Origin of the sequence: Actinomadura terrae, assembly GCF_022751215.1 — a bacterium.
Taxonomy (GTDB): Bacteria; Actinomycetota; Actinomycetes; order Streptosporangiales; family Streptosporangiaceae; genus Spirillospora; species Spirillospora terrae.
In genome coordinates, this window is sequence record NZ_JAICDG010000005.1 from 26,526 (window position 1) to 48,142 (window position 21,617).

The following is a 21,617-nucleotide window of genomic DNA, read 5'->3' on the forward strand; positions in this document are numbered from 1 at the left end:
GCGGCCACCCCGAGGATTGCATCGGTCCCACCATCTGGTGGCCATCAGCGGCACATCTGGCAGACTCCGGCCATTCATCCGCGCGTCAGGCCGTGGTGGAGCAGGTCGGTCAGGGTGTCGACGGCCTCGGCGTCGGTCAGGGTGCGGCCGGACGGGTCGCCGCCCGACCAGGTGGCGCAGAAGCCTTCGAGCAGCGCGTTGAACGCCGAGGCGAGGACGGCCGGGTCGCCGGAGAGGACGTGGCCCTCGTCCTCCAGGCGCTGGAGGTGGGCGCGCATCGTCTCCAGGCCCGCCCGGCGGATCTCGGCGAGGCGTGCGGCGAAACCGGGGTCGACGAGCGCGGCCTGGCCGAGGGCCTGGATCTCCGGGAGGTGCGCCTTGTAGGTGCGCCAGTACGCGGCGACGCGGGCGCGCAGGGCCGGCCTGCCGGAGAGGTCGCCGCCCGCCTCGTCGGCGGCCGGTTCCTGGCCCGCGCGGGCCGGCCAGTCGGCCAGCAGCGCCCGGAGGATGTCGTCCTTGCCGGTGAAGTGCTTGTAGAACGACCCGGCGGAGCGGCCGGCCTCGGCGGTGATGTCGGTGATCTTGGCGTTGAGGTAGCCGGTCCGGGCGAACACGCGGCGCGCCGCGTCCTTCAGCGCGGTCTCGGTCCGCGCGGCCTTCGCCTTGCGGCTCCCCCGCCACGGCTCGGATGCGGGCACACGGCTCCCTGGGCAGGACGATCGAGCTCGGTGAATATCAATTCACTGAACCCCGGTTCATGCCCAGTATGGGCCACGGAGGCCGCCCCGCCGGGCTCAGGGCGTCTGCGCGAGGCCGATCACGCTGCCGTCGGCGTCCCGGACGGTGGCGATCAGCTTGCCGCCGCCGACGTCCTTGACCTCGTCCTGCGCCTCCGCGCCCGCCGCCAGCAGCGCCGCCACCGTCGCCTCGATGTCCTCGACCTCGACGTAGGGCACCGGGCCCGTCATCCCCTTCCGGTGGCCGTTCGGGTCGAGCCCGATGTCCTGCCCGGCGACCCGGTAGCCGACGTAGAAGGACTCCTCGTAGATGGGCTCCGCGCCCAGCAGCGCCGTGTAGACGGGCGTGGCCCGCGCGATGTCGGTGACGGGGAAGATGATCGTCTTGATGCCCTCGCTCATGGTCGCTCCCCGTGCCTCCGGTTCCGCATCGCCGCCACGACGGCCACGCCGATGATCGCGAGGCCGACCTGGAGGACCAGTTCGATCCAGTCGATGCCGTCGGTGGTCTTCACCCCGACCTTCTGCGCGATCGCGGTGCCGATCAGCGCGGCGATGATGCCGATGACGACGGTGAGCAGCACGCCGATCGGCTGCCGGCCCGGCAGCAGCAGCCGGCCGAGCGCGCCGATGATCGCGCCGATGACGATCGCGGTGATGATGCCTGTGATGGTCACGAGCCCGCCCCTTCCGAGGTGTAGGTAGGGCCCCTTGTGCCCGTTCAGGGCCGTTTGTCACATTGGCGGGCCGCCGGGTCAGCCGTCGTAGTCGATCGTGAGCCGCTCGGTCGTCGGTGTGGACTGGCAGGTCAGGACGTATCCGGCGGCGATCTCGGCCGGATCGAGCGCGAAGTTGCGGCGGAGGTCGACCTCCCCCTCGACGACCCGGGCGCGGCACGTCCCGCAGACGCCGCCCTTGCACGCGAACGGCAGGTCGGGCCGGACGCGCTGGGCCGCGTCGAGCACGGTCGCGTCCCGCGGCTGGGTCATGGTGGTCGAGCGGCCGTCCAGCACGACCGTGACCTCGCTGGACGGCCCGGACGGCGCGCCCCGCTCCCGGACCGGCGCGGGCGGCGGCCCGTCGTCGTCCACGTGGAACAACTCCTGGTGGACGCGCTCGCGCGGCACCCCCAGCTCGCCGAGCAGGGCCCGGGCGCCGGCGACCATCTCGAACGGGCCGCACAGCCACCAGTGCCCGACGTCGGTGACGGGCACGAGCCTCGGCAGCAGCTCGCGCAGCCGCGCCGCGTCCAGGCGTCCGCTGAACAGCTCCGCCTCACGCGGTTCCTGCGACAGGACGTGCACCAGCTCGAACCGGTCGGGGTGGGCGTCCTTCAGGTCGGCGAGCTCGTCGGCGAACATGACCGTCCCGCTGCGCCGGTTCCCGTACAGGACGGTGACGCGGCCGGACGGGTCCGCCAGCACGGACGCGGCGATCGACAGCACCGGCGTGATTCCCGACCCGGCCGCGACCAGCACGTGGTGCGCGCCGCGCATGCCGGGGGCGTCGAGCGTGAACGTCCCGGACGGCGCCAGCACCTCGATCTCGTCGCCCGCCCGCACCTCGTGCACCAGCCACGAGGAGAACAGCCCGTCGGGGATCTCCCGCACGCCGATGCGCGGCGGCGCGCCCGCCGGGGCGCAGATCGAGTACGACCGCCGCTCCTCCCGCCCCTCGACGAGGCGCCGCAGCGTGAGGAACTGGCCGGGGGTGAACGCGTACTCGTCGGCCAGGTCGCCCGGGACCTCGAAGGCGACCGCGACCGCGTCGTCGCAGAGCCGCTCGACATGCGCGACGCGCAGCGGGTGGAAGCCGCCGCGCCGCCGCGCCGCGCCCCTGGTCTCCAGCACCGTCACTCAGATCTCCTTGACGTGCTCGAACGGCTCCCCGCACGCGGCGCAGCGGTGCAGGGACTTGCAGGCGGTCGAGCCGAACCGCGACACCTGCGCGGTGTCGGCGGAGCCGCAGCGGGGGCAGGCGATACGGCGGGTCGGGCCCAGCGTCAGCGGGATCGGGCCGGACGCGCGGCGGGGCGCGGGCCCGGGCGGTGAGATCCCGGCCTCGGCGAGCTTGGCGCGCCCGGACGCGCTGATCCAGTCGGTCGTCCACGGCGGGTCCAGGACGGTCCGCACCGCCACGTCGCGGTGCCCCGCCTCGGCCAGCCGCGCCCGCAGGTCGTCGCGCATCGCGTCCAGCGCGGGGCAGCCGGTGTAGGTGGGGGTGATGAGGACCTCCACGTGCCCGGCCTCCTCCCGCACGTCCCGCAGGACGCCCAGCTCGGCGAGCGTAAGCATCGGCAGCTCCGGATCGGTGACGGTCTCCGCCACCGCCCGCGCCGTGCCGGGGCTCACCACGTCGCCCCGGGGTGTGCGCGGGCGACGCCCTGGAGTTCGCCGAGGAGGTCGTCCAGAGCGGCGGTGTGGGAGCCGTCGCGGCCGGTGAGGGTGGAAGGGCCGTTCCGGGGGGTGTGGGGGGTCGTCCCCCCACGAGAGACCGGCTCCAATTCGGGGAGGCTCAGCGTCGCCTCCGACAGCACCTGCGCGAGGACGGCGTCGAACTCCTCCCGCACGTCGGACGGATCGACGCCGACCCCGGCCGCCGCCATCGCCCGCTCGACCTCGTGGGTCGCGAACAGCTCGCCCGCCTGCGGCCACAGGACGTCGAGCGCCTCCTGCGCCCGGGCGTGGGAGTACTCGGTGCCGTCGCCGAGGCGGATCGTCCACAGCGCGGCGTGGTCGCGATGGTAGGCGACCTCCTTGACGCCCTTCGCCGCGATCGCCGCCAGGACGGGATCGCGGGAGGCGGTGAGCCGGTCCAGCAGCGCGAGCCGCCACGTCGAGAACAGCAGCGACCGGACAGTGCAGTGCGCGAAGTCCCCGTTCGGCGCCTCCACGAACCGCACGTTGCGGAAGCGCGGCGCGTCCCGGAAGTAGGCGAGTTCGTCCTCGTCACCGGACCCGCTGGACGCGGCGGCGCGCGACAGCAGGAGACGCGCCTGGCCGAGCAGGTCGAGCGCGATGTTGGCGAGCGCGACCTCCTCCTCCAGCTCGGGCGCGCGCGTGCACCACTCCTGGAGCCGGTGCGAGGCGATCAGCGCGTCGTCGCCGAGCATCAGGCAGTACGCGGTCAGCGCCTCCCGGTCGACGCCCTCCGGGACGGACGCGTCGACCCCCGCCAGCGGGTCGTGGAAACCGGTGCCGAACGCCCAGCGGGCCTCGTCGTTGTCCTCGGTGATCGCGCCGAGTGCGTTGTCGAAGGACATCGGACCTCACATGTGCGGGACGTTCTCGGGAATGTCGTAGAACGTCGGATGCCGGTAGACCTTGTCGCCGCTCGGGGCGAAGAACGGGTCCTTCTCGTCCGGGCTGGACGCGGTGATGTCCCGCGCCCGCACGACCCAGATGCTCACGCCCTCGTTGCGCCGCGTATAAAGGTCGCGCGCGTTCCGCAGCGCCATTTCGTCGTCGGGCGCGCGGAGCGAACCGACGTGCACGTGGTTCAGGCCCCGCTTCCCTCGGACGAAGACCTCGTAAAGCGGCCAGTCCTTGTCCATCAGGCGACCCCTTCCGTTCGTGACTGTTTCGCGGCGTGCGCGGAGGCCGCCTCGCGCACCCAGGCGCCCTCCTCGTGCGCGGCCCGGCGCGTCTCGATCCGCTCGGCGTTGCAGGGGCCGTCGCCGCTGATCACCCGCTTCAGCTCCGACCAGTCGATCTCGCCGAAGTCGTGGTGCCCGCGCTCCTCGTTCCAGCGCAGGTCGGGGTCGGGCAGCGTGACGCCGAGCGCCTCGGCCTGCGGGACGGTCATGTCCACGAACCGCTGCCGCAGCTCGTCGTTGGTGTGCCGCTTGATCTTCCAGGCCATCGACTGCGCGGTGTGCGTCGAGTCGGCGTCGGGCGGGCCGAACATCATCAGCGACGGCCACCACCAGCGGTTCACGGCGTCCTGCACCATCTCGCGCTGGGCGTCCGTGCCGCGCATCAGCGTCATCAGCAGTTCGTAGCCCTGCCGCTGGTGAAAGGACTCCTCCTTGCAGATCCGGACCATCGCCCGCGCGTAGGGGCCGTAGGAACTGCGGCAGAGCGGCACCTGGTTGCAGATCGCGGCGCCGTCCACGAGCCAGCCGATCACCCCGACGTCGGCGAACGAGAGCGTCGGGTAATTGAAGATCGAGGAGTACTTCTGCCGCCCCTCGATCAGTTTCTCGGTGAGGTCGGTGCGGTCGGCGCCGAGCGTCTCGGCGGCCGAGTACAGGTAGAGGCCGTGGCCCGCCTCGTCCTGCACCTTGGCGAGCAGGATCGCCTTGCGCCGCAGCGACGGCGCGCGGGTGATCCACTGCCCCTCGGGCTGCATTCCGATGATCTCCGAGTGGGCGTGCTGCGCGATCTGCCGGACCATCGTCGTCCGGTACCGGTCGGGCATCCAGTCGCGCGGCTCGATCCGCTGGTCGCGCTCGATCGTCCGCTCGAAGCCCTGCTCCGCGTCCATCTCTAGACCCCTTCCGCAGCCGGGCGCTTGGCCACCAGCGTCAGCACGTCGTACTTCGCGACGACCTCGCCGTCCTGCCGGGTGACCTCGGTGTCCCATCTGACCTCGCCGTAGTCGGCGTTCTCGCGCGGGGTGATCTGCTTGGCGGTGAGCGCCACGGTCAGCTCGTCGCCCGGGAACGTCGGCGCGAGGAACCGCAGGTTCTCCAGCCCGTAGTTCGCGAGGACGGGCCCGGGCTCGGGCGAGACGAACAGCCCCGCCGCGAACGACACCACCAGGTAGCCGTGCGCGACCCGGCCGCCGAAGAACGGGTTCGCCCGCGCGGCCTCCTCGTCCATGTGGGCGTAGAAGGTGTCGCCGGTGAAGTCCGCGAAGTGCTCGATGTCCTCCAGCGTGACCGGACGGGGGCCCGCGACGACCGTGTCGCCGATCCGCAGGTCCTCCAGGTGCTTGCGGAACGGGTGGACGTCGCCCTCCGCGCGCGGCGAGCCCTGCGTCCAGCGCCCGGTGATCGCGGTGAGCATCGACGGCGAGCCCTGCACGGCGGTGCGCTGCATGTGGTGCAGGACGCCGCGCACGCCGCCCATCTCCTCGCCGCCGCCCGCGCGTCCCGGACCGCCGTGCACGAGCATCGGCAGCGGCGAACCGTGCCCTGTGGACTCCTTCGCGTCCTCCTCGTTCAGCACGAGCAGCCGTCCGTGCCAGGGCGCCGCGCCGATCACGACCTGCCGCGCGAAGCCCGGGTCGGCGGTGACGACCGAGCCGACCAGGCTGCCGCGCCCCCGGGCCGCGAGCGCGACCGCCTCCCGCGTGGTGGAGTACGGCAGCAGCGTCGCGACCGGCCCGAACGCCTCGACCTCGTGCGGCTCGGCGCGTCCGGGGTCGTCGGCGCGCAGCAGGATCGGCGACAGGAACGCGCCGCGCTCGGCGTCGGCGTCGACCACCTCCACCCGCCCTGGGTCGCCGAACACGATCCGGCCCGCGTCGGTCAGCGCCTTCAGGCCCCGGCGGACCTCCTCGCGCTGTTCGAGCGTGGCGAGCGCGCCCATCCGCACGTCCGGGTTGGACGGGTTGCCGACCGTCACGCGCGCGAGCCGGTCGCCCGCCGCCTGCGCGACGGCGTCGATCAGGTCGGCCGGGACGATCGCGCGGCGGATCGCCGTGCACTTCTGGCCCGCCTTCACCGTCATCTCGGTCACGAGCTGCTTGACGAACAGGTCGAACTCCGGCGTGCCGGGACGCGCGTCCGGGCCGAGGATCGCGCAGTTCAGCGAGTCCGCCTCGGCGTTGAACCGGACCGACCGCCCCGCCACCACCGGATGCGTCCGCAGCCGCAGCGCGGTCGAGGCCGACCCGGTGAACGCGACGAGGTCCTGCTCGGTGAGGTGGTCGAGCAGGTCACCGGCGTCGCCGCAGACGAACTGCACCGTCCCCTCGGGCAGGATGCCGGAGTCGACGATCAGCTCCACCAGCCGCGCGGTGAGGTAGGCGGTCTGGCTCGCTGGTTTGATCAGGCTCGGCATCCCGGCGAGGAACGCGGGCGCGAGCTTCTCCAGCGGCCCCCACATCGGGAAGTTGAACGCGTTGATCTGCACGGCGACGCCCTGGAGCGGCGTGCAGATGTGCCGCCCGGAGAACGTGCCGCCCTTGCTGAGCGGCTCCACGTCCCCGTCGACCAGGACGGTGTCGTTCGGCAGCTCCCGCTTGCCCTTGCTCGCGTACGACAGCAGGACGCCGATGCCGCCGTCCACGTCGATCCGCGAGTCGGCGAGCGTCGCGCCCGTCCGCGCGGACAGCGCGTACAGCTCGTCGCGGTGCTCGCGCAGGTGCAGGGCCAGCGTCTTCAGCAGGACGGCGCGCTGGTGGAAGGTCAGCTCGCCGAGCGCCGGGCCCCCGGTCAGCCGCCCGTGCGTGAGCGCGGCGCCCATGTCGATGCCGGTGGTGGAGATCCGCCCGATCTCCTCGCCCGTCACCGCGTCGGTGAGCGGCGCCCCCTCGTCGGGCGGTATGTGCCAGGCGCCGGACACGTAGCTGGGGAGCGGAGCCATCGACGGGCCTCCTCGCTGATTTACTGACCGTCTGTTCAGTAAGTATCGTACCTCGGGGCGGCGCCGCTGAGAAGGCCGCGCCGGGCCGCCGGCCTGCTGCGATAATGACCGCCGTGAGCGATGTGGACCCCCGCGCGGCCCCCCGCAGGCGCGGGCGGCCCGGGTACGACCGGGAGACGCTGCTCGCGGTCGCGGTGGAGGTGTTCAACGAGCGCGGCTACGACGGCACCAGCATGGACGACCTCGCCCGGCGGCTCGGGATCGGCAAGTCCGCGATCTACCACCACGTCACCGGCAAGCACGAGCTGCTCCAACTCGCCGTCGACCGCGCCCTCGACGGGCTGTTCGCCGCCGCCGACGAGGCCGCCGCCGCGCCCGGCCGCGCGATCGACCGGCTGGAGCACCTCGTCCGCGCCAGCGTCGCCGTGCTGGTCGAGCGGCTCCCGTTCGTCACGCTGCTGCTCCGGGTGCGCGGCAACACCGCCGTCGAGAAGCGCGCGCTGGCCCGCCGCCGCGAGTTCGACCACCTGGTCTCCGGGCTGGTCGCGCAGGCCGAGGCCGAGGGCGACATCCGCCCCGACATCGATCCCGCGATCACCGCCCGGCTGCTGTTCGGCCTGGTCAACTCGCTCGCCGAGTGGTACCGGCCGCGCGGCCGCGTGGGCGGTGCGCAGCTCGCCGACGCGATCTGCAAGGTCGCGTTCGACGGGCTGCGCCACCCCCGTCCTACAGGTGGGTGAGGAGCAGTTCGGGACGCTCCACGCAGTCGGCGACGAACCTGAGGAAGCCGCCCGCGACCCCGCCGTCGCAGACCCGGTGGTCGAACGTGAACGAGAGCTGCGCGACCTTCCGCAGCGCCACCTCGCCCTCGAACGCCCACGGCCGGTCGGTGATCCGGCCGACGCCGAGCATGGCGGCCTCCGGGTGGTTGAGGATCGGGTTCGAGCCGTCGACCCCGAAGACGCCGTAGTTGTTGAGCGTGAACGTCCCGCCGGTGAGGTCGGCGGGTGCGAGACGGCCTTCGCGGGCGTCCTCCGTACGTTGCCGGAGCGCCGCCGCGAGTTCGGCGAGCGTGAGCGACTGCGCGTCGCGGACCACCGGCACCACGAGGCCCCGCTCGGTCTGCGCGGCGAACCCGAGATGGATCCGGGACGTCTGGACGATCTCTTCGCGTTCGGCGTCCACATGGGCGTTGAGCTGGGGGTACCGCCGCAGCCCCGCCAGGCAGATCCGGGCGAGCAACGCCAGCATGCCGATCCGCGCGTCCGGATCGGCGCGGTTGATGTTCGCCTTCAGGTCCACGAGCGGGGTCGCGTCGACGTCCACCCATGTGCTCGCGTCGGGGATCTCGCTGCGGCTGCGCGCGAGCTTCTCGGCGATCGCGCGCCGCGTGCCCTTGAGCGGGATGCGCAGGACGCCTTCTTCGCTTTCGGGGGCGGCGGGGGCGGCGGCGCTGATCGCGGCCTCGACGTCGCGCCGCAGCACCACGCCCCCGGGCCCGCTCGCGTCCAGCGCGGCGACGTCGATGCCGTGCTCCTTCGCGAGCCGCCGCACCACCGGCGAGATCACCCGGGGCGCCTCGTCGACCGCCTTCGGCGCGGGCACGGCCGCCGGACGGACGGCGCGGCGGCGCGACCGGCGGGAGGCGCCGTCGCTCGTCCCGTAGCCGACGAGGACGTTGCCGGAACCCGCCCGCTCCTCCTCCCGGTACCGCTCGTCCGCGTTGTTCTGGAGGGCGACCTCGATCAGCGGCGCGCCCACGCCGACCACCGACCCGGCGTCGGCGTAGAGGCGGGCCACGACGCCCGCGATCGGGATCGGGACGTCCACGGCGGCCTTGGCGGTCTCGACCTCGACGACGCTCTGGTCGACGGTCACCGGGTCGCCGACCGCGACCTTCCACTCCAGGATCTCGGCCTCGGTCAGCCCCTCGCCGAGGTCGGGCAGCCGGAAGATCGTCGCGGCCGTCACGCGGCACCGTCCAGGTAGCGCGGGTCGGGCTCGTCGTCGCGCTGGAGCCGGTCGAGCGCGTCGAGGACGCGGTCGACGTTCGGCAGGTGGTGGCGCTCCAGCATCGGCGGCGGGTAGGGGATGTCGAACCCGGTCACGCGCAGCACCGGCGCCTGGAGGCTGTGGAAGCAGCGCTCCTGCACGCGGGCCGCGACCTCCGCGCCGACCCCCGCGAACCCGGCGGCCTCGCTGACGACGACGCAGCGTCCCGTCTTCCGGACGGACGCGACGACCGTGGCGTCGTCGAACGGGACGATCGTCCGCAGGTCGACGACCTCCAGGTCCCAGCCCTCGCCCGCGGCGGCCTCGGCGGCCTCCAGCGCCACCGGCACGCTCGGCCCGTAGGCGACGAGCGTCGCGTCGGCTCCCGGCCGCCGGATCGCGGCGCGGCCGAACGGCTCCGCGCGGGCGGGCAGCGCGACGTCCGCCTTCGACCAGTACAGCTTCTTCGGCTCCAGGAAGATGACGGGATCGGGGTCGTCGATGGCCTCCCGGAGCAGCGAGTACGCGTCCGCGACGGTCGCGGGGGTGACGACCTTCAGCCCCGGGGTGTGCGCGTAGTAGCCCTCGCTGGAATCGCAGTGGTGCTCGACGCCGCCGATTCCGCCCGCGTAGGGAATGCGGATGACCAGCGGCAGCCCGACCTGCCCGCGCGTGCGGTTGCGCGTCTTCGCGACATGGGACGCGATCTGCTCGAACGCCGGATAGGCGAACGCGTCGAACTGCATCTCCACGACGGGCCGGAACCCGCCCATCGCCATTCCGACGGCGAACCCGACGATTCCCGCCTCGGCGAGCGGGGTGTCGAAACAGCGGTCGTCGCCGAACTTGTCGGTCAGGCCGTCGGTGATGCGGAAGACCCCGCCGAGCGCGCCGACGTCCTCGCCGAACACGACGACCTGGTCGTCGCCGTCCATGGCGTCGCGGAGCGCGGCGTTGAGCGCCTGCGCCATCGTCATCGTCGTCATGACAGCGCTTCCTCTGCTTCGAGCTCGGTGCGCAGCAGCGCGCGCTGCTCGTCGAGCTGCGGGGTCGGCGTGCCGTAGACGTGGTCGAACATCCCGAGCGGGACGAGTTCGGGGTCGGCGTTCATCCGCTCGCGCAGCCGGGACGCGAACTCCTCCGCCTCCGCCTCGAACGCGGTCACGTCCTCGTCGGTGAGGAGGTCGCGGCGCCGCAGATGGGCCTCCAGCCGCGCGACCGGGTCGCGCCGCCGCCATTCCGCGGCCTCCGCGTCGGCCCTGTACCGGGACGGGTCGTCGGCGTTCGTGTGGGCCTCAAGCCGGTACGTGCACGCCTCCACGAGGAACGGTCCGTGACCGGACCGCGCGTGCTCGACGGCGGCACCGAGAACGGCCAGCACCGCGACCGGGTCGTTTCCGTCCACCCTTTCCGAACGCACCCCGTAACCGACGCCCTTGTGGGCGAGCGAAGGCGCGGCGGTCTGCCGGTCCAGTGGCACGGAGATGGCGTACTGGTTGTTCTGGACGAGGAACACGACCGGCGCCTTGAAGACGGCCGCGAAATTGAGCGCCTCGTGGAAGTCGCCCTCGCTGGTCGCGCCGTCGCCGACGCACGCGAGCGCGACCCGTCCCGTCCCCTTGCGGCGTTCGGCGTAGGCGAGGCCGGCCGCGTGGACGGACTGCGTCGCGAGCGGCGTGCACTGCGGCGCCGTGTGGTGCCGCTCCGGGTCGTACCCGCAGTGCGCGTTGCCGCGCAGCAGCGCGAGCACCTCGACGGGGTCGATGCCGCGCGCCACCAGCGCCATCGACTCCCGGTACGTGGGGAACAGCCAGTCGTCCTCGTTCAGCGCGAGCACCGCGCCGATCTGGCACGCCTCCTGCCCGTGGCTGGACGGATAGACCGCCAGCCGCCCCTGCTTGGTGAGCGCCGTGGCCTGGGCGTCGAACCGCCGTCCGATGACCATCTGACGGTACGCCCGGCGCAGCAGCGCCTCGTCCGGCGCCCGGTAGCGCTGCCGCCGCCGCACCGCCGCACCGGAATCGGTCAGGAACCGCACCGGCTCCGCCGAGGGGAGCAGCTCCTCGGCCGAGGGGGGTCGCCCCTCCGCCGAGGGGAGCGGCGCCTTCGGATGTGGACCCGCCATACGCCCCCACCTCCTCGTTTTTCCATCGGTGGTAGGAATATGAAACAGGTCGGCCATAGGTCTCAAGAGTCGGCCGGAATCCAGGACGACCGGCCCTCAAGCGGAGCACTCATGGACCATCTGTCGCCGGGGAGCACGGCCTCCCCGGTCCCACCGGGACGATCGGCGGCGGCCCTGGACGACGTCGACCGCGCGATCCTCCGCGAGCTGACCGCCGACGGCCGGCTGTCGATGCGCGCACTCGCCGAGCGGGTCAGCGTCTCCCGCTCCAACGTCTACGCACGCGTCGAACGCTTGATCGAGGAGGGGGTCATCGCCGGGTTCACCGCCCGCGTCGACCCCGTCCGCGCGGGCCTCGGCACCGCCGCGTACGTGCTGGTCAACATAGAGCAGAACTCGTGGCGCAAGGTGTCGGCGCAGCTCCGCGAGGTCCCCTACATCCAGCATCTGGCGTTCGTGGGCGGCGACGTCGACCTCGTCATGCTCGTCCGGACGCCCGACAACGCCTCCCTGCGCGACGTCGTGCTCGGCCGCATCCACGCGGTGGAGGGCGTCCGCTCCACCCGGACCTGGCTGATCTTCGACGAGACGCCGACCCCGCACCACCACTGACCGGCGAAAAAGGGAATGGACACGTCCGGTACGGAGCGGGGCCGTACCGGACGTGTCCGGGGACGTTGCCAGACTCGACCGCCTGCCGGCGGGGTTTCGGTGGCGGTCACGGGCGAGAGCCCTGGGACGTCCCTTCTCGGAGGGCTGTTCAGTCTCCGGCGCGATCGCGCCGGAAGGGGATCAGCAGGCCGGCTCGCCGCTCTGCGCGGGAACGCTCACGGCGCTCCAGGCCGACTTGACCGCGTTGCACTCCGTCGAGGAACCGGCGAACAGTTCCTTCGCGGCCTGGACGGTCGCGACCCGCGCGCGGGCGTGGGTCCAGGCGCTCACCTTGCGGTTGAGGCCGCCCATGAAGATCTGGCCGGCCTTCTGGATGCCGATCCCGGTGACCTTGGAGTTGTTGCAGGTCGGGCTCGTCGGGTTGCCGTTGGTCGGGTTCGAGCCCTCGGCCAGCAGGTAGAACCAGTGGTTCTGCGGCCCGGCGGCCTTGTGCACTTCCGTCCTCGGAATGGAGGAGGAGTAGCAGTTGGGGTCGCTCTTCGCACCCGGGTTGTACATGTTGCGGATCGGGCCCTGGCCGACCAGGTCGACCTCCTCGCCCACGAGGTAGTCGGGCGGGTCGTACTGGGCGGGCTCGTTGATGTAGTGCTCGGTCAGCGCGCCGAAGATGTCGCCGGCCGACTCGTTCAGTCCACCCTTCTCGTTACCGCCGCCGCTGTCACCGCCGGGGGTGGTGGTGAAGATCGCGTGGCCGTTCTCGTGGCCCACGACGTCGACCGAGGTCGCCTGCTTGTTGTTGGCCTGGTTGTGGCCGAAGTTGGTGTAGCTGCCGTTCCAGTAGGCGTTGACATCGCTCAGGCCGACGCGGGAGGGGAATCCGCGCCCGTTGCCATTGGTGCCGTTGCGGCCGAGCCATGCCTTGAGCATGTCCCATTCCTTCTGGACCGCGTACAGCACGTCCACGCACGCGGTCTCCAGGTTGGTGCCGCTGCCGTTGCCCCAGGCACTGTCGGTGCCCGTGTACGCGGAACCGCCCTGGCCGCCGCACTGGTGGCCGGGGCGCGACGGGTCGGTCATCGACGTCGCCGCCGTGCTCAGGTCGACCGTGCCGTGGTAGTTGCTCTGGTCGTCGGCGGCGTCGCGGACCTCGTCCCAGGTCTTGACGACCTTGCCGGACCTGGCGTCGACCATCACGTGCAGCTTGGTCTCGGCGCGCTTCTGGTGGCCGCTGACGACCGTCTCGTAGACCAGGCGTCCCGAGCCCTCGGCCAGCACCGTGAGGCGGGGCGAGGAGACCGTGGAGACCTTGGAGACCTTGGCGCGCGAGACCCGCGCGGCCTGGGCGGCCGTGACGGTCGCCTTCGTCCCCACGTTGAGCGCCTCGGTCTGGTTGACCGACGTGCTCAGCACACCGCCGGACGCGTTGGTCGTCACGACGAAGTCGCCGCCGTACACCGGCAGGCCGTCGTAGGTGCGCTGGTATTCCACGTGCTGGAGCCCGCGCAGGCCGGACGTCACGTTCGTCCGGAAGATCTTGTCCTTGGGCGCGGCCTTGAACGCCGCGGGCTGGGACACGACGAAGGTGTCGGCCGACGCGGCGGCCAGGGAGCGCGGGTCCGGCTTGGCCGCCTTCGCGGTACCGGCGGTCGCTCCTGTGGCGGGGGCGGACATCGCCACGGCGAGGCCGACGGCCAGTGCCGTCGCCCCGAACGCGGTCTGGTGTCTCACAGGGGTGCTCCTTTTCACGGGCCCGCCATCCGAGGACGCGCGGAGCCGGTGCGTGGGAGCGCTCCGCCGCGTCCTTGTCCGCCGGGCGAGGACTGGGGACGTGCAGCTCATCCGAATGAGCTGTCCCGAAGTGCACCCCGCCGCACCGGAACGTGTCAATGCATTCAACGGGACACGAATTTTCACAGATGTGAAAATGAATGAGAAATAAAGTTGATCAATACGCTGAGCAGCGGTCAAACCCGAATGCCGTATTCAGTCCCCGCGAAATACCGCGGGTCGCCCCCCGCGGCGAAGCGGAATTCCCACGAGAGTCGCTCAGCGTCCTCGCGCGGTCACACCCACCGGGGTCATGCCCGTTCGAGTTCCCGCAGGTAATCGGCCAGCCCGGGGACGGTCGGCAGCACGCTCGGAGCGACGCTCCGCCGGATCAGCCCGGCCTCCTCGTCCTCGCGCTGCCCTTCGAGGACGAGGACGACGAACCCGGGCGGCAGCGAGCCGTGAATGCCGCCCCGGCGCGCCGCCTCGGTCATCGATTTGCAGACCTCCGCCAGCGCGTTGTCGTGCGCTTTCTCCAGCTCGCCCATGGCCGCGTCGCGCTCGGCCTCGCCGGTGGCGGGCACCAGGTATTCGTCGGTGAGACGGCGGTACCACGGTGCCATCTCCTCGGCGGGCGGCGCGTCCCACCGCCACTCCGGCGGGACGAATCGCGTCGAGTAGCCGTGGTCCTCGCGCACCGCCGACTCGGCGTTCACGGCCAAGGCGGACGGGAGGATCTGCTCGCCGTCCAGATAGGAGAGATGGAACGCCGCGGCGTACAGCGACTCCTCTGGATTGGCCGCCGCGAGGCCCGCCACGATGCGGCATCCGCTGTCATGCCAGGCGTCCTGGAAGGCGCTCCAATCCATCCCCGCGCACTCCCAAGATCGAAAAGGGCCTTCGCCCCGGAGCCGACGAGGGGACTTGAACCCCTAACCTTCTGTTTACAAGACAGATGCTCTGCCAATTGAGCTACGTCGGCACGTTCGACGTGCATCGTAGTCGACTCGGCGGGGCGCTCGCTCGCGGGTTCCCGGGTGAGCATGGGCGGGGATGGGGAAGTGACTCCTGGGGACGTCCTCGCGGGGGGCGGGGACACGCGGCCGGTCACGGGTCGCGGTGCGGGACTAGGGGGACCCATGAAGCTCTACGCGCTGAACATGTTCCAGCCGGAGGGGGAGCAGCCACCACCCGACTTCCTGATGGGGGTGATGACGGAGTTGGCGGGGATCAGGCGGGAGTTGGAGGCGGCGGAGGCGTGGGTGTTCGGGGGCGGGCTGTACCCGCCGGAGACCAGTACGGTCGTCCGCGCCGAGGAGGAGCAGGTGATCGCCACGGACGGACCGTACGTCGAGGCCCCCGAGTACCTCGGCGGGATCACGATCATCCAGGTCGAGGACCTGGACGCGGCACTGTGGTGGGCGGCGCGGTACGCGCAGGTGACACGGCTTCCGATCGAGGTGCGGCCGTTCCGGGTGACGGCGTGACCGGCACGGCCGGTGTGACCGGAATGGGCGGTGTGACCGCCACGGCCGGGGCCGGGGTCTGGCGGCGGCCGAGGGCCTGCCCGGCGACCAGGGCGCCGAGCGCGATCGTGAAGCCGAGCGCCTGCCCGGCGGTGAGGGTCTCGTCGAGGATGATCAGGCCGGCGAGGGTCGCGACCATCGGGTTCGTGAGGCCGAGGAGGGAGATGGAGGTCGGCGCGAGCCGTCCGATCCCGCGGAACCACAGCGCGTACGCGGTGCCGGTGCCGATGGCGCCGATGTAGGTGAAGCCGATGACGTTCTCGCCGGTGACCGTCGGCGGGAGGCCCTCGAACACGAGCAGGAACGGCACGATCAGGAGCCCGCCGACCGTGAGCTGCCAGCCGGTCATCACCAGCGGCGACTCGGGGCTGCCCCACTTCTTGGCGAGCACGATCGCCACCGCCATCATCGAGGTCGCGACGAGCATGGCGGCGATGCCGAGCGGGTCGAGCCGGGCATCGGCCGACAGCGTCAGCAGCGCGACGCCGCCCGTCCCGACCAGCGCGGAGACCAGGACGGTGCGGCCGGGCCTGACCCGCAGGATCGGCAGCGACAGCAGCGCCACGACCAGCGGCTGGACGGAGGCGATCGTGGCCGCGACCCCGCCGGGCAGCCGGTAGGCGGCGAAGAACAGCAGGGGGAAGAACGCGCCGAAGTTGAGGACGCCGAGCACGGCGGCCTTCCACCACCACTCCCCCTTGGGCAGGCGGCGGTTCACGGCGAGCAGCACGAGCCCGGCGGGCAGGGCGCGCATCGTGGCGGCGAGCCAGGGACGGTCGTCCGGGAGGAGCGTGGTGGTCGTGACGTAGGTGGTACCCCAGCTCGCCGGGGCGAGGGCGGCGAGCGCGAGGTCGCCGAGGTAGCGGCCCCGCGGCCCCCCGGGGGCCGGGACGGCGGTCATCGGATCAACCCCTCACGGTTAATAATCTCAATGTTGAGCCAAAATCAGCTACATCGACGTCAAGTCTCTGAACGTTGAGATTATTTCCGCTGCGGAGCGTGAGGGGTCTCCAGCCGTCAGGCGCGCAGGCGGCTGACCTCGTAGAGCGCGATGCCCGCCGCGACACCCGCGTTGAGGGACTCGGCCCGGCCCGGCATCGGGATCGTGACGAGCAGGTCGCAGGTGTCGGCGACCAGCCGTCCGAGGCCCTTGCCCTCCGAGCCGACGACCAGCACGAACGGGCCGGACGCGACCTCCAGGTCCGCGACCGCGACGCCGCCCTCGGCGTCCAGGCCCGCGACGAAGCAGCCCGCCTTCTGGTAGGCCTTCAGCTGCCGGGACAGGTTCGTGGCCCGCGCGACCGGGAGCGTCGCGAGCGTCCCGGCGGACGCCTTCCACGCGCCCGCGCTGACCCCGGCGGCGCGCCGCTCGGGCACGACGACGCCGGACGCGCCGAACGCGGCGGCGGAGCGGACGATCGCGCCGAGGTTGCGCGGGTCGGTGATCCCGTCCACCGCGACGATCAGCGGGGACGTGCCGGTCAGCAGGTCGTCGGGGTGCGCGTAGCGGTACGGCTTGACCTGGAGCGCGATGCCCTGGTGGACGGCGCCGTCGGTGAGCCGGTCGAGCTCGTTCTTGCCCGTCTCCAGCAGCGGGATCCGGCGGTCGGCGGCGAGCTGGATCGACTCGCGGACCCGCTCGTCGGTGCCGGAGGTGACGTACAGGGCGCTGCCCGGGACGCGCGCGCGCAGCGCCTCGACCACCGGGTTGCGCCCGGTGACCAGCTCGGGGACCTCGCCGTTCGCGCGGCGGGCACCGGCCGGACGGCTCGGACGCTGCGGCTCGGCGGCCGCGGCGCGCCCGCGCGGGCCGACCGTCGAGGTCCCGGTCCGCTTGGCGCTCTTGACCGCGCGGGCCTTCTGGCGCTTGCCGTGCCAGTGCCTGTCCTCGGCCTTGGGAGTGGGTCCCTTGCCCTTGCGCTTGGCCATGTCGGTACGCCCCTCGCGACGGTTGCGGCTCGCTCGCCCTCGTGGCGGGGCGACTCAGATTTCGGGGCGGCAGTGCGTGCTCACGCCCTCGACCGTCCGATTTTACCCGTGGCCCGGCACGCCTCGCGCCCTACGCGGCGGCCGGGCCGGGGAGGTGCCGGGGAGGTCAGCCCCGCTTCAGTTCCCAGCGGGCGCCGTGCGGGGTGTCCTCGACGACGACGCCCGCCTCGGCGAGGCTGTCGCGGATGGCGTCGGCGGCACCGTAGTCCTTGCGGGCGCGGGCGGCCTGCCGCTGTTCGAGCGCGACGGCGACCAGCGCGTCCACGACGGGACGCAGGTCGTCGCCGCCGGTCTGGCTCCACTGGGCCGACAGCGGGTCGAGGCCGAGGACGTCGGCCATCGCCCGCACGCACGCCAGCCGCGCCCGGACCACGGCCTCGTCACCGGACGCGAGCGCGCTGTTGCCCTCCCGGACGGTCTCGTGCAGGGTCGCGAGCGCCTGCGGGACGCCGAGATCGTCGTCCAGCGCCGCCGCGAACGGGGCGGGCACCTGGCTCGGCACGGTGCCGGGGCCGACGACCTCGGCGGCGCGCGTGACGAACCCCTCGATGCGCTGGTAGGCGGAGACGGCCTCGACCAGCGCGGCGTCGGTGTAGTCCATCAGCGAGCGGTAGTGCGCGGCGGCCAGGTAGTAGCGCACCTCGGCGGGACGGGCCTTGCCGAGCAGGTCGGGCAGCGAGACGACGTTGCCGACGGACTTGCTCATCTTCTCGCCGTCCACCGTGAGCAGCCCGTTGTGCAGCCAGTAGCGCGCGAAGCCGTCCCCGGCCGCGCGCGACTGCGCGATCTCGTTCTCGTGGTGCGGGAAGATCAGGTCGACGCCGCCGCCGTGGATGTCGAACTCGGCCCCGAGGTAGCGGGTGGACATCGCCGAGCACTCCAGGTGCCAGCCGGGACGTCCCGGCCCCCACGGCGTCTCCCAGAACGGCTCGCCCGGCTTGGCGCCCTTCCACAGCGCGAAGTCGCGGGCGTCGCGCTTGCAGTCCTCGTTGGGGGTGTCGCCGGCGGAGCGCATGTTCTCCAGCCGCTGGTTGGACAGCGACCCGTACTCCTCCGCCCACGACTTCACGTCGAAGTAGACGTCGCCGCCCGCCGCGTAGGCGTGGCCGCGCTCGATCAGCCGCCGCATCAGCACGATCATGTCGGGGACGTGCCCGGTGGCGCGCGGCTCTATCGTCGGCGGCACGCAGCCGAGCACGTCGTAGCCCTGGGTGAACGCCCGCTGGTTGCCCTCGGCGATCGCGAACCACGGGACGCCCCGCTCGGCCGCCACCGCGAGGATCTTGTCGTCGATGTCGGTGACGTTGCGGACCGCCGTCACCTCGTAGCCGGACGAGCGGAGCCAGCGCAGCAGCACGTCGTAGATGACGCCCGAGCGCAGATGCCCGATATGGGGGGTGGACTGCGGCGTCGCACCACACACGTACATCCCCACGCGGCCCTCTTCCAGGGGCTCGAACGCACGGACGCTACGGGTGCCGGTGTCGTACAGTCGCAGGCTCACCCGATTAGATTATTGGATGACCGCGAGCCCCGCTCGGCGCTCCGTGACAAGCTCCTGGTAGGCACTCAGCCGCCCGCCGGGGCGAAGAGGGCGTTCAGCCTGGTCGCGAACGCCGCGGCCTCGGTTCCGAAGCCGCCGTGGTCGCCGGGCCAGGTCTCGGCCTTCGTCCCGAGGCGGTCGGCGGCGACGTGCGCGGCCCGATGGGCGGGCTGCCCCGCCGACGCCTCCCCCGCGACCAGCACGATCCGCACGCCGGACGAGCGCAGCGCCGCCTCGTCCAGCGGGGCGCGGACGAACGGCGACAGCTCGTAGGGGAAGAAGACGTCGGCGTTCTTCTGGAAGCGCGCGAACATCTCCAGCGTCTCGGCGTCGGGCTCCTGCGGCGGCCCGGCCTCCGCCTCCTGGGGCGCGGCGTCGGGTGCGGCGTCGCCTTCCGGGCCGCTCGTCAGGGCGCCGAACCTGGCCATGGCGGCGGCCGAGCCGCTCTCCGCGTAGACGTCCTTCACCTCGTGGACGACCGACCGCCAGTGCTGGGCGTCCGGCAGCAGCGTGAAGAGCGGCGGCTCGTGCGCGACGACCGTCCGGACCTGCTCGGGGTGCCGCGCGGCCAGTCCGAGCGCGATGATCGCGCCGGCGCTGTTCCCGAACACGTGGGCGGGCCCGCCCCCGACCTCGCGGAGGATGCGGGACGCGTCGTCCACGTGGTCCTCGACGCGCTGCGGCTCCGGGACGCCGTCGAGGGGGCTGCGCGAGTTGCCGCGCCGGTCATAGGTGACGACGGTGTACCGGTCGGCGAGCAGCCCCGCGAGCTCCGCGTAACCTGCGGCGTCGTAGATGCTTCCGCATATAAGGAGCAGCACGGGGTTTTTCCGGGGGGCGTGGGGGGTCGTCCCCCCACCGGGGAGCTGCCCGGTGCCGCGCACTTCGTAGTGCAGGGTGGCGCCGGGGACCTTCAGCGTCCGCACGTCCATGATCATTCCGTTCCGTTCAGGCCCGCCGCGCGGGATTCCAGGTAGCGCTTCTCGGGCAGGCTCGTCGTCGTGCGCGCGGCGGCCCGGTACGCCTCGCGCGCGGCGCCGGTGTCCCCGGCCCGCTCCAGCAGGTGGGCCCGGACGGCGTCGAGCCGGTGATGGCCGCGCACGCGCTCGTCGTCGTCCAGCGTCGCCAGCAGGTCGAGGCCGGCGCGCGGGCCGCGCACCATCGCCAGCGCCACCGCCTCGTTCAGCGTGACCATGGGGTTCGGCGCGATGCGGGCGAGCAGCCGGTAGAGCGAGAGGATCTGCGGCCAGTCGGTGTCCTCGGGACGCGCCGCCTCCGCGTGCACGGCCGCGATCGCGGCCTGCAACTGGTAGGGGCCCGGGGGCGACCAGGTGAGGGCGTCGGTGATCAGCGCCGTGCCCTCGGTGATGGCGGCGGCGTCCCAGCGCGTCCGGTCCTGCTCGGTGAGCGGGATCAGCAGGCCGCCGGGCCCGGTGCGCGCGGCGCGGCGGGCGTCGGTCAGCAGCATCAGCGCGAGCAGGCCGGTGACCTCGCCGTCGCCGTCCAGCAGCCCGTGCAGGGCGCGGGTCAGCCGGATCGCCTCGGCGGTGAGGTCGGCGCGGTGCAGGTCGGGCCCGCTGGAGGCCGTGTACCCCTCGTTGAAGATCAGGTAGAGGACGTGCAGGACGGCCCGCAGCCGCTCCGCGCGCTCCCCGGCGGGCGGCATCCCGAACCGCGCGCCGGTGGCCTTGATCTTCTGCTTGGCCCGGCTGATCCGCTGGCCCATCGTCGTCTCGGGCATTAGGAACGCGCGCGCGATCTGCGCGGTGGTGAGCCCGCCGACGGCGCGGAGCGTCAGTGCCACCTGTGAGGACGGGGACAGCGCGGGATGGCAGCACAGGAACAGCAGCGTCAGCGTGTCGTCGTGGTCGCCGGGCTGGTCCGCGCCCGGTTCGGGCGCGGCGGCCGTGGCGGCGGGGTCCCACGCGGCCACGGCGGCCTCGCGGTCGCGTCGCGCGCTCTCGCTGCGCCACTGGTCGGTGAGCCGCCGGGTCGCGACGGTCAGCAGCCAGCCGCGCGGCTTCTCCGGCACGCCCTCCTCCGGCCACTGGAGCGCGGCGGCGAGCAGCGCCTCCTGCACGGCGTCCTCACAGGCGTCGAACGCCCCGTGCCGCCGGACGAGCGTGCCGAGAACCTGCGGCGCCAGCTCCCGCAGCAGATCCTCGACACCCCCTGACCCGATTCCGTGTGAGAACGCGTCCCCCGACTCCTCCGGAAACTGACCCGCTCCTTGGGCGCGAACGTCCTCCCGCTCCCCCGGGGAGGCACCCGTCCCCTGCAAGCGGGCGTCCTCCTGCTCCTCCTGGGTTGGACCGGTTCCTTGGGCACGGGCGTCCCCCCGCTCCTCTGGGGACGGCCCGCTCCCCTGCGAGGGGTCGGTTTCGCGCTCGTTCTGGGCCGGGTCGGTCACATTTCCGTCCCGGCGGCGTCCAGGACGGCGCGTACCTCCATGCGGCCGCCGTACCGGATGTCCGGCCAGCGCGAGGCGATCTCGACGGCGCGCTCCAGCGTGTCGGTGTCGACGGTGAGGTATCCGGCGAGGTGCTCCTTCGCCTCGAGGAACGGGCCGTCGGTCACGGCGGGCAGGCCGTCGCGCTCCCGGACGACCTTCGTCTGCGACGGGTCGGCCAGCCCCTCGCCGCCCACGAGCTCGCCCCGCCCGTCCAGCTCCTTCATGATCGAATCGACCTCGGCGAACAGGTCCTGGCGCTCGGACTCGGTCAGCTCCTCCACGAACCCGGGCCGGTTGAAGATCAGCAGCATGTACTTCACGTCGTCTCCCTCGTTTCTAAC

The 21,617-nt window shown here is 72.5% G+C and carries 23 protein-coding genes and 1 tRNA gene; 3 read left to right on the forward strand and 21 right to left on the reverse strand.

From position 1 onward, the window contains the following. Nucleotides 1–74: 74 nt before the first annotated feature. From K2F47_RS29105 to paaZ, 9 genes are all read right to left on the reverse strand, one after another. The gene (locus tag K2F47_RS29105; protein WP_242908883.1) at nucleotides 75–698 is read right to left on the reverse strand and encodes a TetR/AcrR family transcriptional regulator; all 624 of its coding nucleotides are present in this window, start codon (nucleotides 696–698) and stop codon (nucleotides 75–77) included. A 96-nt stretch (nucleotides 699–794) separates the two neighbouring features. After that, a complete protein-coding gene (locus tag K2F47_RS29110; RefSeq protein WP_242908884.1) occupies nucleotides 795–1,139 on the reverse strand; it encodes a VOC family protein in 345 nt (114 codons plus the stop codon). Next, nucleotides 1,136–1,414 (reverse strand): GlsB/YeaQ/YmgE family stress response membrane protein, encoded by a 279-nt coding sequence (locus tag K2F47_RS29115; RefSeq protein ID WP_242908885.1) that lies wholly within the window; start codon nucleotides 1,412–1,414, stop codon nucleotides 1,136–1,138. Before K2F47_RS29115 ends, K2F47_RS29110 begins: the two co-directional genes overlap by 4 nt. A gap of 78 nt (nucleotides 1,415–1,492) precedes the next feature. Continuing rightward, the gene (gene paaE / locus K2F47_RS29120; protein ID WP_242908886.1) at nucleotides 1,493–2,593 is read right to left on the reverse strand and encodes a 1,2-phenylacetyl-CoA epoxidase subunit PaaE; all 1,101 of its coding nucleotides are present in this window, start codon (nucleotides 2,591–2,593) and stop codon (nucleotides 1,493–1,495) included. Continuing rightward, complete coding sequence (gene paaD, locus K2F47_RS29125; RefSeq protein WP_308198478.1) at nucleotides 2,594–3,088, reverse strand: 1,2-phenylacetyl-CoA epoxidase subunit PaaD; 495 nt, start codon at nucleotides 3,086–3,088, stop codon at nucleotides 2,594–2,596. Then, on the reverse strand, nucleotides 3,085–3,999 hold the full coding sequence (paaC, locus tag K2F47_RS29130; RefSeq protein WP_242908888.1) for a 1,2-phenylacetyl-CoA epoxidase subunit PaaC: 915 nt from the start codon (nucleotides 3,997–3,999) through the stop codon (nucleotides 3,085–3,087). The genes paaD and paaC overlap by 4 nt, the downstream gene beginning before the upstream one ends. Before the next feature lie 6 nt (nucleotides 4,000–4,005). Beyond that, a complete protein-coding gene (paaB, locus tag K2F47_RS29135; RefSeq protein WP_242908889.1) occupies nucleotides 4,006–4,290 on the reverse strand; it encodes a 1,2-phenylacetyl-CoA epoxidase subunit PaaB in 285 nt (94 codons plus the stop codon). Beyond that, on the reverse strand, nucleotides 4,290–5,222 hold the full coding sequence (gene paaA, locus K2F47_RS29140) for a 1,2-phenylacetyl-CoA epoxidase subunit PaaA (RefSeq protein WP_242908891.1): 933 nt from the start codon (nucleotides 5,220–5,222) through the stop codon (nucleotides 4,290–4,292). The genes paaB and paaA overlap by 1 nt, the downstream gene beginning before the upstream one ends. A gap of 2 nt (nucleotides 5,223–5,224) precedes the next feature. Further along, entirely contained in the window at nucleotides 5,225–7,270 is a 2,046-nt protein-coding gene (gene paaZ / locus K2F47_RS29145) for a phenylacetic acid degradation bifunctional protein PaaZ (protein ID WP_242908893.1), read from the reverse strand. Nucleotides 7,271–7,374: 104 nt separating this feature from the next. Between paaZ and K2F47_RS29150 the strand changes: the two genes are divergently transcribed. Continuing rightward, nucleotides 7,375–8,010: a TetR/AcrR family transcriptional regulator gene (locus tag K2F47_RS29150; protein WP_372490939.1), complete on the forward strand. Its 636-nt coding sequence runs from the start codon at nucleotides 7,375–7,377 to the stop codon at nucleotides 8,008–8,010. On the opposite strand, the gene K2F47_RS29155 is transcribed toward K2F47_RS29150, so the two are convergent. The 3 genes from K2F47_RS29155 to pdhA are packed head-to-tail and all read right to left on the reverse strand — an operon-like array spanning nucleotide 7,997 to nucleotide 11,387. Then, on the reverse strand, nucleotides 7,997–9,241 hold the full coding sequence (locus K2F47_RS29155) for a dihydrolipoamide acetyltransferase family protein (RefSeq protein WP_242908894.1): 1,245 nt from the start codon (nucleotides 9,239–9,241) through the stop codon (nucleotides 7,997–7,999). The genes K2F47_RS29150 and K2F47_RS29155 overlap by 14 nt on opposite strands. Further along, nucleotides 9,238–10,248, reverse strand: a complete 1,011-nt coding sequence (locus K2F47_RS29160; RefSeq protein ID WP_242908895.1) for an alpha-ketoacid dehydrogenase subunit beta — start codon at nucleotides 10,246–10,248, stop codon at nucleotides 9,238–9,240. Before K2F47_RS29160 ends, K2F47_RS29155 begins: the two co-directional genes overlap by 4 nt. Beyond that, nucleotides 10,245–11,387: a pyruvate dehydrogenase (acetyl-transferring) E1 component subunit alpha gene (gene pdhA, locus K2F47_RS29165; RefSeq protein WP_242908897.1), complete on the reverse strand. Its 1,143-nt coding sequence runs from the start codon at nucleotides 11,385–11,387 to the stop codon at nucleotides 10,245–10,247. Before pdhA ends, K2F47_RS29160 begins: the two co-directional genes overlap by 4 nt. A gap of 111 nt (nucleotides 11,388–11,498) precedes the next feature. Between pdhA and K2F47_RS29170 the strand changes: the two genes are divergently transcribed. Further along, the gene (locus tag K2F47_RS29170) at nucleotides 11,499–11,999 is read left to right on the forward strand and encodes an Lrp/AsnC family transcriptional regulator (RefSeq protein ID WP_242908898.1); all 501 of its coding nucleotides are present in this window, start codon (nucleotides 11,499–11,501) and stop codon (nucleotides 11,997–11,999) included. 180 nt (nucleotides 12,000–12,179) lie between these two features. On the opposite strand, the gene K2F47_RS29175 is transcribed toward K2F47_RS29170, so the two are convergent. From K2F47_RS29175 to K2F47_RS29185, 3 genes are all read right to left on the reverse strand, one after another. Further along, entirely contained in the window at nucleotides 12,180–13,727 is a 1,548-nt protein-coding gene (locus tag K2F47_RS29175; protein WP_242908900.1) for a M4 family metallopeptidase, read from the reverse strand. A gap of 350 nt (nucleotides 13,728–14,077) precedes the next feature. Continuing rightward, nucleotides 14,078–14,635: a hypothetical protein gene (locus K2F47_RS29180; protein WP_242908902.1), complete on the reverse strand. Its 558-nt coding sequence runs from the start codon at nucleotides 14,633–14,635 to the stop codon at nucleotides 14,078–14,080. Nucleotides 14,636–14,675: 40 nt separating this feature from the next. Next, nucleotides 14,676–14,748 (reverse strand) — tRNA-Thr (locus K2F47_RS29185). A gap of 157 nt (nucleotides 14,749–14,905) precedes the next feature. Between K2F47_RS29185 and K2F47_RS29190 the strand changes: the two genes are divergently transcribed. Next, nucleotides 14,906–15,253 (forward strand): YciI family protein, encoded by a 348-nt coding sequence (locus tag K2F47_RS29190; protein ID WP_242908904.1) that lies wholly within the window; start codon nucleotides 14,906–14,908, stop codon nucleotides 15,251–15,253. On the opposite strand, the gene K2F47_RS29195 is transcribed toward K2F47_RS29190, so the two are convergent. The 6 genes from K2F47_RS29195 to K2F47_RS29220 all read right to left on the reverse strand — a co-directional run bounded on the left by K2F47_RS29195 (nucleotide 15,150) and on the right by K2F47_RS29220 (nucleotide 21,587). Next, nucleotides 15,150–16,193 (reverse strand): DMT family transporter, encoded by a 1,044-nt coding sequence (locus tag K2F47_RS29195; protein WP_242908906.1) that lies wholly within the window; start codon nucleotides 16,191–16,193, stop codon nucleotides 15,150–15,152. The two genes, K2F47_RS29190 and K2F47_RS29195, sit on opposite strands and share 104 nt — an antisense overlap. 116 nt (nucleotides 16,194–16,309) lie before the next feature. Then, complete coding sequence (rlmB, locus tag K2F47_RS29200; protein WP_242908908.1) at nucleotides 16,310–17,221, reverse strand: 23S rRNA (guanosine(2251)-2'-O)-methyltransferase RlmB; 912 nt, start codon at nucleotides 17,219–17,221, stop codon at nucleotides 16,310–16,312. Between the two features lie 166 nt (nucleotides 17,222–17,387). Then, on the reverse strand, nucleotides 17,388–18,785 hold the full coding sequence (gene cysS, locus K2F47_RS29205; RefSeq protein ID WP_242908910.1) for a cysteine--tRNA ligase: 1,398 nt from the start codon (nucleotides 18,783–18,785) through the stop codon (nucleotides 17,388–17,390). 65 nt (nucleotides 18,786–18,850) lie between these two features. Continuing rightward, on the reverse strand, nucleotides 18,851–19,756 hold the full coding sequence (locus K2F47_RS29210; RefSeq protein ID WP_242908912.1) for an alpha/beta hydrolase: 906 nt from the start codon (nucleotides 19,754–19,756) through the stop codon (nucleotides 18,851–18,853). Nucleotides 19,757–19,758: 2 nt separating this feature from the next. Next, a complete protein-coding gene (locus tag K2F47_RS29215) occupies nucleotides 19,759–21,234 on the reverse strand; it encodes an RNA polymerase sigma factor (protein WP_443611977.1) in 1,476 nt (491 codons plus the stop codon). Continuing rightward, a complete protein-coding gene (locus tag K2F47_RS29220) occupies nucleotides 21,231–21,587 on the reverse strand; it encodes a YciI family protein (RefSeq protein WP_242909698.1) in 357 nt (118 codons plus the stop codon). The genes K2F47_RS29215 and K2F47_RS29220 overlap by 4 nt, the downstream gene beginning before the upstream one ends. Between the last annotated feature and the right edge of the window lie 30 nt (nucleotides 21,588–21,617).